General features: G+C 45.8%; 13 protein-coding genes and 1 pseudogene. All 14 read right to left on the bottom strand.

Annotated features, from left to right (window positions below; genetic code table 11):
* Positions 1–661: 661 nt before the first annotated feature.
* The 14 genes and pseudogenes from FC47_RS01830 to FC47_RS01765 all read right to left on the bottom strand — a co-directional run bounded on the left by FC47_RS01830 (position 662) and on the right by FC47_RS01765 (position 17,205).
* Positions 662–1,387 carry a hypothetical protein gene (locus tag FC47_RS01830; RefSeq protein ID WP_056967654.1) on the bottom strand — a complete coding sequence of 242 codons (726 nt, stop codon included), beginning with the start codon at positions 1,385–1,387 and terminating at the stop codon, positions 662–664.
* 2 nt (positions 1,388–1,389) lie between these two features.
* Positions 1,390–1,902: pseudogene (locus tag FC47_RS01825) on the bottom strand (helicase-related protein); the annotation flags it as partial.
* Positions 1,903–2,135: 233 nt separating this feature from the next.
* On the bottom strand, positions 2,136–3,065 hold the full coding sequence (locus tag FC47_RS01820; protein ID WP_056967650.1) for an abortive infection family protein: 930 nt from the start codon (positions 3,063–3,065) through the stop codon (positions 2,136–2,138).
* 364 nt (positions 3,066–3,429) lie between these two features.
* Entirely contained in the window at positions 3,430–4,809 is a 1,380-nt protein-coding gene (gene rlmD, locus FC47_RS01815) for a 23S rRNA (uracil(1939)-C(5))-methyltransferase RlmD (protein ID WP_056967648.1), read from the bottom strand.
* Between the two features lie 66 nt (positions 4,810–4,875).
* A complete protein-coding gene (locus FC47_RS01810; RefSeq protein WP_048345798.1) occupies positions 4,876–5,889 on the bottom strand; it encodes a diacylglycerol kinase in 1,014 nt (337 codons plus the stop codon).
* Positions 5,890–5,913: 24 nt separating this feature from the next.
* Positions 5,914–7,338 (bottom strand): Asp-tRNA(Asn)/Glu-tRNA(Gln) amidotransferase subunit GatB, encoded by a 1,425-nt coding sequence (gene gatB, locus FC47_RS01805; protein ID WP_056967646.1) that lies wholly within the window; start codon positions 7,336–7,338, stop codon positions 5,914–5,916.
* A gap of 1 nt (position 7,339) precedes the next feature.
* Positions 7,340–8,812 (bottom strand): Asp-tRNA(Asn)/Glu-tRNA(Gln) amidotransferase subunit GatA, encoded by a 1,473-nt coding sequence (gene gatA, locus FC47_RS01800; RefSeq protein ID WP_056967644.1) that lies wholly within the window; start codon positions 8,810–8,812, stop codon positions 7,340–7,342.
* Positions 8,812–9,126, bottom strand: a complete 315-nt coding sequence (gene gatC, locus FC47_RS01795; protein WP_056967643.1) for an Asp-tRNA(Asn)/Glu-tRNA(Gln) amidotransferase subunit GatC — start codon at positions 9,124–9,126, stop codon at positions 8,812–8,814. Before gatC ends, gatA begins: the two co-directional genes overlap by 1 nt.
* A gap of 114 nt (positions 9,127–9,240) precedes the next feature.
* Complete coding sequence (locus FC47_RS01790; RefSeq protein WP_045025484.1) at positions 9,241–10,320, bottom strand: CamS family sex pheromone protein; 1,080 nt, start codon at positions 10,318–10,320, stop codon at positions 9,241–9,243.
* A gap of 49 nt (positions 10,321–10,369) precedes the next feature.
* Entirely contained in the window at positions 10,370–12,415 is a 2,046-nt protein-coding gene (gene ligA, locus FC47_RS01785) for an NAD-dependent DNA ligase LigA (protein WP_006500585.1), read from the bottom strand.
* A 14-nt stretch (positions 12,416–12,429) separates the two neighbouring features.
* Positions 12,430–14,670 carry a DNA helicase PcrA gene (gene pcrA / locus FC47_RS01780; RefSeq protein WP_056967663.1) on the bottom strand — a complete coding sequence of 747 codons (2,241 nt, stop codon included), beginning with the start codon at positions 14,668–14,670 and terminating at the stop codon, positions 12,430–12,432.
* Positions 14,671–14,800: 130 nt separating this feature from the next.
* Positions 14,801–15,970, bottom strand: coding sequence for an ATP-grasp domain-containing protein (locus tag FC47_RS01775; protein ID WP_048345796.1), 1,170 nt, complete (start codon positions 15,968–15,970; stop codon positions 14,801–14,803).
* 20 nt (positions 15,971–15,990) lie between these two features.
* Complete coding sequence (locus FC47_RS01770) at positions 15,991–16,563, bottom strand: xanthine phosphoribosyltransferase (RefSeq protein ID WP_033934636.1); 573 nt, start codon at positions 16,561–16,563, stop codon at positions 15,991–15,993.
* An 18-nt stretch (positions 16,564–16,581) separates the two neighbouring features.
* Positions 16,582–17,205 (bottom strand): glycoside hydrolase family 73 protein, encoded by a 624-nt coding sequence (locus tag FC47_RS01765; protein WP_006500589.1) that lies wholly within the window; start codon positions 17,203–17,205, stop codon positions 16,582–16,584.
* Positions 17,206–17,224 lie beyond the last annotated feature (19 nt).

The following is a 17,224-nucleotide window of genomic DNA, read 5'->3' as shown; positions in this document are numbered from 1 at the left end:
CTCTCGACATAGAACACTCGACCCGCCTGCTTTAAATAGAAAAAGTGTACTAATTCCAATCGTTCAGAAAGGAAAAAGTACACTTTCAATCACCTATAAATGCCGTCAGAGCGCGGCTTGTCGGCTATTTTTCTATCTGTTCGAGGACCGTAACGCTCTCTGCGGTTCGCATTTACGAATCGCTTCGTCGCATAGCTCCTTGCTCTTCGAATGCTATCGCATGGATCGTTTCTAAGCTTTCACGCTCTTGTTAATCGCGTTCAAGCAAAGTAACGCTCTCAATATGCCACGAGATCAGTTGATCAATTACACATTCTTAATTAACTGCTAGTTAAGGCGGTTTGGGCTATCCAACTAAAAGCAGTACATCCGTTTACTCGAATCTAAAATGTTGAATCTTGAAGGATTTTAGTGATGAATAGTAGTTCACGGATTTTGTTGGTTTGTGGGAAAACTTATCTATATTGAACAGTGATATGTGTATTTTTTATAATCATGAAATACCTTTAATATTAAATTTGATATTAGCTATTTTTTCCTCATTTAATATTTTCAGCACATCAACAATTTTAGGCACAGTGATAATTTCTGACGCATCAACATCCCAATTATTTTCGTTAATCTTTTTACTATTTGTAACCCCATGATAAATCCTGGAACTCTAGCCTTTTGATTCACACAATTTAATCATTTGATTTATTTTTTCTTTGTTTTCATCAAAGAATTTTCTACCTGCATCTAGATATAGATACTGAATTCCTAAAAAATAATTTTCTAAATGCGGCATTATTGACAGGTTCCTATCATTTTCAAAAAAGTTAGCTGATGTTTTTGTTTTGTTATAGAAATTATTATCCAGTACTGATTTGTTGAGATAAATATCCTTTTTTAATTTGCCATTATCAACTATGTGTTCATTAATTTTACCAATAATAAATATTTTATGCTGTGCTATATTCCTAAGATGATATCCAATTCTATAAGACACGAATCGATCAAACATCCCATGCTCAAATTCAAGCCATTTTTGATAATATTCAGAGCTTAAATTACTTTTGGTCCAATTTTCTAAATAATTAATAATCAGTCTAGAATCCGAGAGGAAGTCAATTATTGCCCTAGCCACATGGGTATGAGATTCGACCGTATTTTCTAGTCGATTAATACTGAATATTAAATAATCATGTGCATCATTACATATATAGAAAATTTTAACTAACTGATTTAATAATCCCAAAGTTTCCGCAAAAGTATGTGCAAGTTCTCTGTCATCACTATCTAAAGCCCTGTTTAGTTTTATACTCATTGTCTTATTTGGAAGTGTCACCATAAAAAATGGAATTTTCTCTTCACTACTTCCGCCAAATTTATTCTCATCCGGTTTCAAATCTACTTGTACCTCCCCATGACAATATCCTTAACTTCTTGTAGATAATCATCAGTATATTCAGGGACAAGCAATTGGCCGTCAATTGCATCAAGCATGACCTTTTCTTTATCTTTCAGCTTTTTGTACACCTTATTATCAATGAATCCCATATGAGCAACATCACCCTTAGTCATCAGATAGTAATACCGAGTATATTGGTTAGCTGGTAATCCAAGACGGTTAATCCGATCACGCGATTGAAGCATAAAAGTGAGATTAAAGTTGTATTCAAAGTAAACAGCATCGTGCACCGTCTGATGGAGCGAAATAGATTCACCTAACGTATTAGGGCTAGAAACCAATACCTGGAAATCACCAGTACGGAATTTGTTAATCATTCCTTCACGGTCTTGCTTTGGAGTGGCCCCATAAACCAAGGTTGTTTTAATTCCCATACCGTTGAGAGTATCGGTGATCTTCTGCATGGTGCCAACAAACATCCCCCAAACAAGTACTTTATGCCCTTTTCTAATTCAATTTCATCTTCTATTCCCATAAATGAAATAGAATAAACTGGTTTTATTTCATTTTTTCATTCAACTCTCCTTGATTTCCTATCATTATAAATGGTCAGCCAAACCCCAGCAATCGTAACAAAAGCGCCTATGCAGGCAGCAAACAACTGACTATTAAGTAGCTTGTAAAAATCACTATTGATAAACTGATGAAGAAACAATTTCCCTACCCTTTCAGAATTTATTGTAAATTAATAATCTGTGTATCCATCAAACTTCTTCTCAACAGACAAAATAAAATCTGCCATTGTTGTTGCCGAGTTTACAGCTAATCTTGCATGATGCTTATCAATAGTCAGCCTTCTTTCTCCCACACCGTGAGAATCACTATTTTTATTTCGCATTTCCGATACTGCTGACACAATATTCTCCAACCCAGACAATAGGCGGTTTATCCTTTTATCCGCATTTTTGTTCTCATGCATTTTGTATTCATCTTTAACCTGTTTATATAATTTATTTATATCACCCTTACTGCTTGGTTCAATATTTCGCTTTTCAAGAACATAATCAAATGTTTCTTCAAGAATAGTCCTTGCTTGAGTCAAAGCACTATCGTAGTATCCGTTTTCAACGTTGTCTATAGCCCTATCAGATAATGATTTTATATAATCACGATCAATAGTTTTTACATTTTTAACCGAGATTTTAGGGGTTGATGGATTAATTGGAACAATACGAACCCTTTTGCTATCAATAATCAATTTATTCCCACCAAAATGAAGTATCGCATTAATTCTTTCTAGTGCACTCTCAACCGATTTACTATGGAATTTTTTAAATTCATCTTTATTCAATCCATTTACATTTCGTACAAAATTTGAATCGTCAAATAAATAAGCAAGTATATTATCAATTCTTTCAGATTGGATCCCATAATCGATAAGATCAAACATATATTGCCATCTAGAATTCTTACCATCATATTCTAATGTTGAGCCAAACATTTTTGCTATATCACAAATTTCGGGCCCACTTAATCTTGGCAGTCCAATCTTTAAATTAGAAAATCCAAAATAGGAATTTGCAGTTGTAGACTCAAAATCTCCAAACGTTTCATCACCATCTAAGATTTCTGCAATTTTCTTATTCTTTAATAACTTATATTTTTCAAAATCCATATTTATCAATTTTCCTTAATAATAAAATCTATATTGAGTATACTACCGTCCTTCATTTTTTCGAATTTATAAACCAAACTCACCAAATTACCACTATACATTTGTCTACTCCACCCTCAGCGTTACATTAGCCTATTTTCATACCATCCATAATCACTGCCATATCAGCCTTTACGCACACTTTCACTACCCTAATTAACTCGACCTGCCAAAATGGACATTCGTACACACCACTATCGAAATAGGACATTGAACACTCGACCCGCCAGCTCCAAATAGAAAAAGTGTACTAATTCCAATCGTCAAAATCAGAATTTGTACACTTTCAATCAGCTATAAATGCCGTCATGCCGGCGTTTATCGGCTATTTTTCTGTACGTTCAAGGACAGTAATGCTCTCAATATGCGGTGTCTGAGGAAACTGGTCTACTGGCTGGATTGGCTTAGCTACGTGATAGCCTGCCTGAGCAAAACGTTGGAGGTCACGAACCAGCGTTGCTTGGTTGCAGCTGATATAGATAATCTTAGCTGGCGCCATCTTGCCGGCAGCATCGATCAAGGTTTCATCAAGACCTTTACGCGGCGGGTCAACGATCAAGACATCGGGCTTCAACCCTTCTTTTTGCCATTTTGCCATCTGTTCTTCGGCCTTGCCCACTACAAATTCGGCATTATCGATCTGGTTGACCTTGGCATTTTGCTTGGCATCTTCAATCGCGGCTGGGACGATCTCGACCCCATAGACCTTCTTGGCATGCTTGGCCACCGCCAAAGAAATCGTGCCAATGCCACAATAGGCGTCAATCACGGTCTGCGTGCCATCCAGTCCGGCTGCTTCAATTGCCGTTTGATAAAGCTTTTCGGTCTGTTGCGGATTAACCTGGTAAAACGACAGCGGCGAAATCGTAAAGTCAATGCCTAAAAGCTGATCATGAATCGTATCACTGCCCCAAAGCGTATGATTTTCCAAGCCTAAAAGTTTGTTCGTCCGCTTGGTGTTGACGTTTTGCACGATGCTCTTAACCTCTGGCACCCCGCTGACGATCCCGGCTACGATTTCTTCGGCATGCGGCAACTGTCTGGTATTGGTAACCAGCACCACCATAATCTCATGACTGTAGTAGCCGCGCCGAACCATGACCGTTCGAATGCAGCCACGACCTGTTCTTTCATCATAGGCACGAATGTTGTATTTACGAAGCAGATCACGGACGATCAGAATCGCCTGATCGATTTTAGGATCTTGAATATAAAAATCTTCAATTGGTACCAAATCATGACTGCCTCGTTTATAAAAGCCAGTCTGCAGCTGGCCTTTCATGTACTTAACCGGTACCTGAGCCTTATTGCGGTACTGGTATGGGTGATCCATCCCCATCGTTGGCATGACTTTTAATTCATCCAAATGAGCTTTTTTGAGCAGTTCTTCAATCTGATGCTGCTTGAATTTCAGCTGTGCCGGATAGCTTAAAATCCCCAATGGTGCGATCCCCGTCTTTAAGTAGCGAGCGTCCTTAATTTCCACACGGTCGGGACTCTTGGTCTTTAATTCTTGCAGCTCGCCCCAGGCAAATTTAGCCGTCACTTTGGTAATCTTGATTTCGGCCTGTTCACCGGGTAAGACGTACGGCACAAAAACCGGATAATTATCAACCTTGACGACGCCATTGCCTTCATAGGTCAGATCAGCTACCGTTGCCGTCAAGACCTCGCCTTTATGAACCGGTACAGTGATTTTTGCCATGTTTTTCTCCTTTAGCAAACACAGGGACTGCTGACAAGATTGCCCGCAGCCCCTGTTTGGTTTCAATTATTTTTGAGATGCTTCATCATCGTGAATATTGTCGACTTCACGTACAAAGTCATCTTCCACGCGCTTCATATCCGGTGACACGGTAATTGCATCATCCGGAATCTCATCAAGGTTGGCAACTACTTCCAAGTGCTGCTTGAGGTTGCGGAAATGCATCGGCGCGTCGCCACCATACTCGCCATCCAGATTGATCATCACGCGATCTTCTGAATTGACGGGCGTTATGTCGATCTCGCTGGCCTTGGCGTAAATAATGCCAGGATCGCCAATATGCTTACCTTGCAGTGCCTTGGCCATCAAGCGCATCATGCCGATCAGACTGCTCTCCTTGACAATGATCATCGTAAACTTGCCATCATCAAGCGCGGCGTCCGGTACGATCTGTTCAAAGCCGCCGACGGAATTGGTCAGCGCGATCAGAATCGTGGAGGCCTGACCACGGTATTCATGACCATCGTACTTGATGTCCATTTCAACCGGCTTGATTCTTGGCAGCAGTTCGGCCCCTTTAGCCAGATATGCCAAATAGCCAAACAGCGACTTCATCTGTGAAGGCACCTCATAGGTCAGTTCCGTCAAGGTCCCCCCGGCCGCAATGTTCATAAAGTAGTTGTCGCCAGCCTGACCAATATCGATCTTGAACTTTTTGTTTTTGCGCAAGATCAGCTTGGCCGCAGCGATCGGATCATCACGCGGAATCCGCAGGGCACGCGCATAGTCGTTGGTCGTCCCCGCCGGAATAATCGCCAGGGCAGGACGATGCTCAAGTCCGGCAATTCCGTTGACGACCTCGCTTAACGTCCCATCGCCGCCTGCAGCTACGATCAGGTCAAAGCCTTCCTTAGCCGCGCGCGTTGCTTCGTTCTTAGCCGAATTAGGCGCCGGCGTCGTGGCAAACGCACTGGTTTCATAGCCAGCCTGTTCATAGACCGCTAAAATGTCAACCAGGTCGTTGCGCATGGCTTCACGCCCCGACGTCGGGTTATAGATAATCCGTGCTCGTTTTCGCATAGTTTCCTCCGCCATCAAATCAGTTTACTTTTCGTTCAAGGCCTTCATCAAAAGCTTGTTGACCACGCCTGGATTAGCCTTACCGCGCGTCTGCTTCATAATCTGACCAACTAAGAAGCCGACAGCCCGATCCTTACCATTCTTGTAGTCTTCAATCGACTGTTGGTTGTTGGCCAAAACTTCATCAACGATTGGCTGCAGCTTGGCTGGGTCGGAAAGCTGTACCAGACCATTCTTTTCCGCGTAGGCAGCTGGTTCTTGACCATCCAGAATTCCTTTAAAGACTTTCTTGGCCATCTTAGAAGAAATCGTGCCGTCATCGATCAGCTTGATCATCCCTGCCAGGTTGGCCGGCGTCAGCTTGGTATCCTGCAGATCAACCTGCTTGTCGTTTAAGTAGCTGTTGACGTCGTTCATCAGATAGTTGGCAGCTTTCTTTGGATCAGCTCCCAAGGCAATCGTAGCCTCAAAGAAGTCAGACATTTCCTTGGTCTGCGTTAATACCATGGCGTCGTATTCGCTCAAGCCCAGATCGTTGGTGTAGCGAGCGCGCCGTTCACCAGGCATTTCTGGCATGGCATCTTCAATTTCTTGGATCCATTCATCGCTGACTTCCAGAGGTGGAATATCAGGTTCTGGGAAGTAACGATAGTCGTCGCTTCCTTCCTTGGTCCGCATTGAGATCGTTTCGCCGGTTGCCTCATCAAAGCGCCGCGTTTCTTGAGCAATCGTGCCGCCAGCCATGATGACCTTTTCATGCCGTTGCTGTTCAAAGTTCAGTGCCTTCTTGACGAAATTGAAACTGTTGATGTTCTTCATTTCCGTCTTGGTACCATACTTGTCGGAGCCGATTGGACGAATCGAGATGTTGGTGTCGACCCGCATCGAGCCTTCTTCCATCTTAACGTCAGAGATCCCAGTAAACTGAATCCGCTGCCGCAAAGCTTCCAAGTAGGCCACCGCTTCTTCTGGCGAGGCAATGTCTGGTTTGGAGACGATTTCGATCAAAGGCGTGCCCTGCCGGTTCAAGTCCACGTAAGAGTAGTTGCTCGTGTGGGTGTTCTTGCCGGCATCTTCTTCAATGTGCATTTCCTTGATCCCGATTTTTTTCTTCTTGCCATTAACCTCAATTTCAATCCAGCCATCATGTGCGATTGGCGTTTCGGATTGGGTTACCTGGTAGGCCTTAGGGTTGTCAGGATAGAAGTAGTTCTTCCGGTCAAAGTGCATGTGCTTTGAGATTTGGGCGTGCAGTGCCAGACCAGCCATAATCCCATCCCGCACGACGCCTTTGTTCAACGTTGGCAGCGTACCTGGGTAGGCCCAGTCGATAACGTTGGTGTTGGCGTTGGGCTCGTCACCAAATTCTACTGGCGTTGGACTGTAGATTTTAGAGTGGGTCTTCAATTCCACGTGGACTTCAAGCCCAATGGTCGTTTCAAAGTTCATCTTAGTCTTGACCCCCTAACTTTGGCATTTGTTTGTGGAAGTCGGTCGTCTGTTCAAAGACATAACCGGCATTGTAGATCGTTTGTTCATCAAAGGCCTTGCCGATGATGTGCAGACCAACTGGCAGACCATTGTCAAAACCGGCTGGCAGAGACATTGCCGGCAAGCCAGCCATGTTAACGGGAACGGTCAGAATATCGTTCATGTACATCGTCTTTGGATCAGCAATTTCAGAACCAATCTCAAAGGCTGGGTTAGCGCCGGTTGGTCCCATGATCAGATCATGGTCCTTCAAAACGTTGGCAAAGTCTTGCGCAATCAGTGTCCGAATCTTAGCAGCCTTGTTGAAGTAGGCATCGTAGAAACCAGCGGAAAGCGAGAACGTTCCCAGCATGATCCGACGCTTGACTTCATCACCAAAACCCTGCGTCCGTGACTTGACGTAGACTTCTTCCAGCGTTTTGGCATCTGGAGCTCGGAAACCATAGCGAATTCCGTCATAACGCTGCAGGTTGGATGAAGCTTCTGATGAGGCCAGGATGTAGTAGGCTGGCACGCCGTATTTGGTATGCGGCATCGAAACATCCGTATCAATGATGGCACCCAGTTCTTCAAAGTGCTTTAAGGCATTATTGATTACCGCCCGCACGCCTGGCTGAATTCCTTCATCCAGATATTCTTTTGGCACGGCAATTCTAAGCCCCTTGACATTCGTGTTTTCGTTCAGGTTGGCAGCCCAGTTTGGCACTTGACGATCTGAAGAAGTCATATCGTGATCGTCTTGTCCACTGATGATTTCCGTCAGCAGCGCGTTGTTCTTAACGCTGTTGGTGATCCAGCCAATCTGGTCAAAGCTGGAGCCAAATGCAATTGCTCCCCAGCGTGAGACCCGGCCATAAGTTGGCTTCAAGCCGACCACGTTATTGTATGATGATGGCATTCGAATTGAGCCACCCGTATCGGTTCCCAAAGCACCAATGACGTCACCCGCCGCAACGGCAGCCGCCGAACCACCTGAAGAACCACCAGGAACCCGCGTCAGATCCCAAGGGTTGTGGGTCGTAAAGAAGGCCGAGTTTTCCGTTGAGCCACCCATGGCAAACTCATCCAGGTTGGTCTTACCAACATTAATGAAGTCTTGGGCATTCAGCTTTTCAATTACCGTAGCATCATAGATTGGCGTAAAGTTTTCCAGCATCTTGGAGGCCGCCGTCGTCTTTAAGCCCTTGGTTACGATGTTGTCCTTGACTGCCAGTGGTACCCCAGCCAGCAGCTTGTCTGCCGCGATTCCTTCATTGTCGATTGCTTCGGCACGCTTTAAAGCTTCATCTTCATTCAGCGTGATAAAGGCCTTGACGTCATCATCAGTTTCTTTGATCCGGTCAAAGGCTGCCTTGGTCAGTTCCTTGGCGCTGATTTTTTGGGTCTGCAGGTCTTCATGCAGCTGAGTCAAGTCGGTTTCATTGAACTTCATTATTCGCCGTCCTCACTTTCATCATCCATGATTACTGGCACCTTAATCAAGCCGCCTTCCGTGTCGGGAGCATTTTTAAGCAGGGCTTCTCGCTCGTTGCTCTTGACTGCAACGTCTTCACGCATAACGTTGACGCGATCCGTTGGCGAATACATTGGTTCCACGCCATCAGTATTCTGCGCCTGCAGTTCTTCAAACATATCGATGATGCTGCCCAGTTGTGGGGTGAACTTAGCAAGCTCGGCATCATTGAATTCTAGTTTGGCCAATTCGGCAACGTGCTTAACCTGCTGCTGATCGATCTGACTAGCCATTCTTTCTCCTCTTTTCCTTAAGTTAGGTATTGCATACGTTCATCTATTTTATCACACAAAGCCCGCTGTTTTTAGCAAAAACGCCACCGCAAGCGCGATGACGTTTAAATTTTATTAATATGAGCTAAAGACGTGGGTCCGGAAGGTATTTGAACCAGAATCACGGTAGACGACCGCCTGCATTTCAGAAGACGATTGAATCTTGATATCGATTGGAATTCCGTTTGGCAGATACTTCTTGGCCGCGCGTGCAATATATTGCGTAAAGCTCTGCACTTCAGACTGGCTGTAGAACTGCGTGGTAACCGTAATGTGCATCCCCGAAAGCGTGCCATTCTGATATTGAGCCTGAGCCGTCACACCACTGAGGTTCGGGAAGAAGCTTTGAATCTGACTCTTGAAGTTGGTGAAGCTGGTGTTGTCAGTCTCATTGTCGCTGTTGGTTGAAGTAGCGTCACTGGCTTTTGGCAGCACCTTGGTTGAGTAGTTCAACTTCTTCCAGCTCTTGATGGTATTGCCGTTGTTCTTGCTATAGGCAAAGAAGCTGCCCCCAACCAGGCTGTCGTTTGGCGCTTGCTTGTACAATGCAATAACGATCGGCACGTTTTTAAGCGCGGACTTTTTGCGCAGCCGCGTTAAGATCTTTTGAGCAGCAATCTTACCCTGCTTTTGAATTTCAGCATCCGAAAGCTTCTTTTGGTAGGTAGGACCGTCCGTTGTCTTTTGGTAGTAGTAGACCGAGTTGATCCCAATCCCAATGGTAATTCCCTTTAAGGTCAGCGAATTGCCGTTTTGCTGCATGAAGTCTTGTTCTTCAATCTGCTGAACGTATTCTGGGTTCGGATCGCTCTTTTTACCCTGGGCGGCGTTTAAACCGGTTGGATTGCTTTTGGTTTTGCGTCCCAGCCAGTTTTCAATCGTATCCGTACTCAGATACTGGCCTTCTTGGAAAATATAGCTCTTAGTCGAAAAGACCTTTTTGGAAACTTCCGTCAAGCCGGTTTCAAAACTCTTTAGGTTGTAGCTGTTGTCATTTTGGTTGATATTGACACCACGCGCCTTGCTGACCTTGTAATGGCCATTTTGAATGACGCCTTGATACTGACCACTGGCAGTCCCCGTCGTCGTAAGCTTGCTGGATGACGAAGAGGTTTTCTTTCCAATGCTGCATGAGGCCAAAAGTACCGTGCTCATCAACACGACTACCGTCAGCGTCAGCTTTTTTAGCTTCTGTAGTTTCACGTTAATCCTCCTTCATCGCTTGAGCAAATCGGCTCTCATTCCAGACCTCGACTCCCAGATCCTGGGCCTTGGTAAGCTTGGAGCCAGCCTTTTCTCCAGCGATGACCAAATCTGTTTTTTTCGACACGCTGCCGGTTACGCTGGCACCGCGTTCTTCCAACCATTGCTTGGCTTGATCGCGCGTCATTTCATTGAGCTTGCCAGTCAAGACCACGCGCTTGCCCTGCCATTCTTTGGCCGCTGCGCTGTCTTGAGCGATCGGCGCTGGTCCATGGTATTCCAGATTGACCCCGGCCGCCTGCAGCTCTTGAATCAATTCCTGCACCTGCTCGTTGGCAAAATAGTTTTTCAGACTGTCGGCAATCGTTGGCCCAATCGTGTTGATCTCGGCAATCGATTCCTCATCGGCTGCTATTATTGCTGCCAGAGAGCCAAAATGCTGGGCTAAGATGCGAGCCGCCTTGGCACCGACATGACGAATGCCCAAGCCAAACAATAGACGCTCAACAGAATTATTGCGACTGTTGGCAATCGATGTCAATAGGTTATTAGCCGATTTGGGTCCAAATTTATCTAATGTTAATAATTGGTCATAGGTTAAACGATACAGATCGGCAACATCATGAACCAAATGACGATCCCAGAGCTGCTCAATTACTCTTGGTCCCAGATGGTCGATGTTCATGGCATTGCGTGAGGCAAAATGAACCAGACCTTCTTTTACCTGTGCCGGACACATTGGATTGATGCAGCGCAGCGCTACCTCATCATCCAGGTGAACCAGTTTGGATTGACAGACCGGACAAAGCGTTGGAATCTCATATGGCTGACTGTCAACCGGACGCTTATTTAAGATAACACGTGAGATCTCAGGAATGATATCACCGGCCTTATGCAATAGAACCGTATCACCCAGGCGAATGTCCTTGTCTTTTAGATAGTCGGGATTATGCAGAGAAGCCCGGCTAACCGTCGTCCCAGCCAGCTGAACCGGATCCATCACTGCAGTCGGCGTGACGTTGCCCGTTCGACCAACCGTCCACTCGATGTCTCTGACTACGGTTGCCTGCTCTTCAGGTGGGAATTTATAGGCAATCTCCCAGCGCGGTACTTTAACCGTCGCGCCCAGTGCCTCTTCAACGGCGAGATCGTTGACTTTTTCGACAATCCCGTCAATTCCATATGGCAGATCATCGCGCTTGGCCGTGTACTCATCGATATAGGCCTTGATTTCTGCTTCATTATGCACGACACGATTGAATTCATTGACGTGAAATCCTAATTGCCGCATCTTATCCAAAGCCTGGGCCTGAGTCTTGACGCCCAGTTTTTCATATTCGGGAATGTAGTACATGAAAGTATCTAGTTCTCGTTTGGCGGTAACTTTGGCATCCAGTTGCCGCAGACTGCCAGCCGCTGCGTTTCTTGGGTTGGCAAACGTTGGCAGTCCATTGGCTTCGCGTTCCTCGTTTAATTTAGCAAACGCGGCTTTGGGCATGAAGCACTCACCACGAAATTCCAGTGACAAGGGCTCGGCAAGCTTTTGCGGAATCGATTTGATGGTTTTGACGTTTTCGGTGACGTCCTCGCCAATCATCCCGTTACCCCGTGTTGAACCCTGCACGAGACGACCATTTTCATAAACCAGTGACAAAGAAAGGCCGTCAATCTTCAGTTCCAGATTATATTCTGTCGTCCCGGTAAAATTAGGGTTATCCTGCTGGCGAGCATTAAAGTCCATTAATTCGGCGACGGAAAAGACATCCCCCATCGAAAGCATTGGAATGGCATGTTCGACTTTGGTCAAGACGGTTTCCGCTGCGCCCCCGACTTTTTGCGTTGGCGAATCAGGCGTGATCAGTTCGGGGAAACGATTCTCAATGTCAACCAGCCGCTGATAATTACGGTCATAAACATAGTCCTCAACGGTAGGCGCATCCTGTTCATAATATTCCTTACCCCACTGCAGCAGCTGGGCTTTCAACGGACCGATTTCTGCCGTGGCTTCTTTGAGCGTCAAGTCATTGACTGATTTTTGTTCTGTCATTGCAGGCCTCGCTTTTAATTAACCTTGGTAATTGGCGCAAACTGAGCTAGCAAACGTTTAACGCCCTCGTTCGGAAAGGCAATATCCAATTCCATGTCGTTGCCTGAGCCATTGACGGAAACGACCATGCCTTGTCCCCATTTCTTATGCTGAACCTTGTCGCCGACTTTCCAGGCCTGCTTATCAGCCCCAGTTCCCGTACTTTCCTGCTTAGCTGAGTGCTTTAGGCCATGTGCACGCCGCTGAGCCGTAAAGGTTGTTGCCTGAGCAGCTGCCTTGGCAAACGGCGTGTTCATACTCTTAGCCTTGCCCGAGCCGTCCGCGTTTTCAAATTTGATCAGATCATCATTGATTTCTTCGACGAACTGCGAAGGCTGATTGCGCTGCACGCGACCATAGAGCATCCGTGAGTAGGCATTGGTCAGATACAGCTTGCGTTTGGCCCGCGTAATGCCGACATATGCCAGCCGACGTTCTTCTTCCAATTCCTTTTCATTGCTCAAGGAACGATAGAGCGGGAAAATGCCTTCTTCCATTCCAACCAAAAAGATCACCGGAAATTCCAGACCCTTAGCAGCATGCAAGGTCATCAAGGTTACCTTAGGCGCTTCTTCATCAACGTCATCCTGATCAGAAACCAGTGCCAAATCAGACAGGAAGTTCATAAGCTTTTGCCGATTATCGCCTTCATCTTCGCCATGCTTTTGATCATATTCTTGAGTTACCGATTTGAATTCTTCCAGGTTTTCCTGCCGGGTTTGCGCCTGCAGATCATTTTCGGCTTTCAGCATCTGCAGATAGCCGCTCTTGGTCAAAATCTCATCGGTCAGTTCAGTAATGGTCAGATAATCGGCCTCTTTGGTCAGATCAGCCATCAAACGGCCAAAGTCTTCTATTTTAGCTCGAATCCGCGCGCTGATCGCATTGGCCAGAGTGACGTTTTGGGCGGCTTCTAATAGCGACCAGCCATTTTCATTGGCAAACTGCCGCAATTTGTCGATACTGCCTGGGCCAATCCCACGTTTAGGCGTATTGACGACCCGCTCAAAGCTCATGGCATCGCGAGGGTTGACAATCAAGGTCAGATAAGCCAGAATGTCACGAATTTCTTTACGATCATAGAACTTATGGCCACCAACCATGGTATATGGCACGGTTGACTTCATAAACGTTTCTTCGATCATCCGTGACTGGGCGTTGGTCCGGTATAAAACGGCAAAATCGTTATAGTGGTAGCCGTGCTCTTTAATCTCGGCTTGAATCTTGCTGACGACAAACTGGGACTCATCATGTTCATTTTGGGCCCGATAATAAGAAATCTTGTCGCCAGTACCGTTTTCCGTCCACAGATTCTTTTCCTTACGAACCAGGTTGTTGGCAATCACTTCGTTGGCTGCTTTTAGAATCGTCTGAGTTGAGCGGTAGTTTTGTTCCAGCATGACGGTGTGTGCTTCTGGATAATCGCGTTCAAAATTCAGAATGTTGTTCATGTTGGCACCCCGCCAGCCGTAGATTGACTGGTCCGCATCCCCGACTACGCACAGATTCTTGTATTTAGCCGCCAGCAGCGTAACCAGTTGATACTGTGCGTCATTGGTGTCTTGATACTCGTCAACGTGAATATAGTGGAACTTATTTTGATAATATTCCAGCGTTTCTGGATCCTTTTCAAACAGCTCAATAGTTTTCATGATCAAATCATCAAAATCCAGCGCCTGACTGTCTTCCAGTTCCTTTTGATAAAGCACGTAAGCCTTGGCCACGATTTGATTGAGCGGATTATTGGCATGACTGTTAAGCGCTGCATAGTCTGTTGCCGTCTGCATTGCGTTTTTGGCGTTAGAAATTGCACTCAGGATTGCCCGTGGATCATATTTTTTAGTATCAACGTTCAGCTCGCTGCAGATCCGCTTCATCAAGGTTCGCTGCTCGCTGGTGTCGGCAATCGTAAAGGCACGGTTATAGCCCAGCTTGTCAATATCACGCCGCAGGATTCGCACACACAGCGCATGAAAAGTCGAAACCCAGATATCACGAGCGCTTTCGCCTAACAGCTTGCCCACCCGCTCCTGCATTTCACGGGCGGCCTTGTTAGTAAAAGTAATTGCCAAGATATTCCAAGGGTTGACCCCCTGCTCTTCAATTAAGTAGGCTACTCGATGCGTCAGAACTCGGGTTTTACCTGAACCGGCTCCAGCCATGACCAAAAGCGGCCCTTCCGTAGTTAAAACGGCTTCTGCCTGCTTATCATTCATTCCTTGCAGTAATTGACTTGTCACGCCGTATTTCCATCCTCTCTTAAAATTATCGTAGACTTTATTATAGCAAATTCCCGCGGCTCATTAAAAAACGAGCAACGATTGCTCAGCGCTGCTCGCATAAAAGTTATTGCTGATCAGGAGCCGGGTTGGAATCAGTTGATGCTTTTTCATTCCAAACCTCGGTATCCTCGATTTGATGCTGTAGTTCTTCCAGGCTAGACTTACCGACTGCCCAGACGAATCCAGCTACTGCTTGCGGATCCTCCCGCACTTCGGTAAAGAAACGATAGTGCCAGTTGTCTTTTAACAGCCATTGCCGCTGCAGGGCTGCGCGTTGTGCTACCCGTGCCAGCATCATCACGGTCGGCTGCAGCGTCTGAACCTCAAAAAGCGGCATTCCGGCAATTGCCCGCAAAAGCTGCTCAGTTTGCGAAACATTAGTGGCATAGTCAAAAACACTGCCATAAGTCGACAGCCCCGGCTCAATTCCATGGACATACAGATTACCAGTTGCCGTTACGTAGAAGTCGACACGAAAGACGCCACGGTACTGCAGGTTTTCAGCTACACTGGTTACGATCCGTTCCATTTCCCGGGAAATATCCGCGCTCAGATTAGCTGGCGTCTTGACTCCCAGCAGTTGCTCATCGGAATTCAGCATCAGTTCAATCGCAGGAAACACCTGAACGTTTTCGCCATCGGTAGCTGCCAGCATCGTATATTCAGCAGTGTGATCAATCCAGGATTCCAAAAGATAGGTTCCCGCATTGATAAAATCAGCTGCACGGGTAATATCAGACTGTTTAACGATTCTCATCGACTGTTCGCCAATCCCTCTTTGAATTGGTTTTAAGATTGCTGGATAGCCGATTGAGTCAATGGACTGATAGACGTCATCCAAGCTGATTACCGTAACGTATGGTGCTACATTAACGTTGATCTGGTCCAAAAATGCCCGCTCCATCAAACGGTCCTGAACGATTTCCAACGCGTTGACTCCTTGTGGCAGATAGGCATCACGGCTTAGATAGCGCAAGACGCTGGAGTCGATCAAGTCGTTGGCATAGATAATAGCATCACACGTCTGGGCAAACATCGTCAGTTTTTCCTGGTTATTGTAGGCCCCACTGATCGTAAAATCTGCCTGTTTGGTTAAACTGGGCTGTGCATGATCGACATAAACGCCAACGTTAAAGCCAGCCCGCTTAGCAGCAGTAATCAGGGTGCTGCCGTTGCGGTCCAAGCCGATAATGCCCAGCGTCGCTCCTGGATATAATGCATTTGTACTGCTCATTAGCCCACCCCCATTAGCAGTTAGTCTTCAAATTCAGCTTTGCCATTGGCTAATGAGCTGACCTTAGCCAATGATTCGATGCGCAGTCCCTGTTTCCGCAGTTCCTGACCGCCTTTTTGGAACGTCTTTTCAATTACGATGCCAGCACCGGCAACTTCAACGCCTGCTGCTTGAGCAATCTGGAGCATTCCTTCCAGTGCCTGACCATTTGCCAAAAAGTCGTCAATCAGCAAAACCTTGTCAGTTGGGCTGACGTATTTTTTGGAGATTGAGATCTGATTGGTCGTTTCCTTAGTGTATGAATAAACGCTGGCCGTATACAGATCATCTTTTAAAGTCAGACTTTTATGCTTACGGGCAAAAATCACCGGAACATTCATTGCCAGCCCAGTCATTACGGCCGGTGCAATTCCAGAAGACTCAACCGTCCAAATCTTGGTAACGCCCGCATCCTTATAAAGCTTGGCAAATTCTTCACCCATGTGTTTCATTAGGACTGGATCAACCTGATGATTCAAAAAGGCATCAACTTTTAAAACATTGCCAGGCAAAACCGTACCATACTCTTTAATTTTTTCCTGCAGTTCTTTCATGGAGTCCTCCTTAACGGCTTATTTATCATAATTGTACAACTTATAGGTCTGAATTACTGAAATTAATTTTTGGGCGTAATCCGGATCGGTTGCATAATGGGCCTCTTGCAGCGCCTTAGCAGCTTCTTTGTAGTCGGAAGCTTGGGTAACGGCTTGATAATTTTGACTGTTGTAGTCCGTCCCATTAATCATCAGCTTGGTGTGATCCTTGATTGACTCGCTCCAGCTGGAATAAACCTTAAAACGGCCCTTAGTCGTGATCCATTTACCATTTACGTATTCTTTGGTCGTCAGAACCTGGGAGTTTTCGCCGGTTCCTTTGATGCCAAACAGGTTGTGGTATTTAGCCGCCAACTTGCTGCTGCCCCAGTCGGATTCCAGGATTGCCTGGGCAATGGTAATTGAAGCTGGAACGTTGTATTTTTTCTGCATTGCCTGAGCTTCAGGAGCAACCTGCTTGATAAACAGACGCTTGGCATTTTGTTGACGTTCGATAATCTGCTGCTGTTGGTAGCGTTGGTAGAAATGATGACCAACGTAGGCACCCAAAAAGAGCACGATGACCGTTAAAATACCAATCAGCCAGCGATGTTGAAACAGCTTTTTTGAGTGCCGCGTTTTTGAGCGGCGTTTCTTTGCCACAAATAATTCCCCCTGTTTG

The sequence above is a fragment of the Limosilactobacillus mucosae DSM 13345 genome, assembly GCF_001436025.1.
GTDB lineage: Bacteria > Bacillota > Bacilli > Lactobacillales > Lactobacillaceae > Limosilactobacillus > Limosilactobacillus mucosae.
This window is presented reverse-complemented; position numbering and strand designations above follow the sequence as displayed.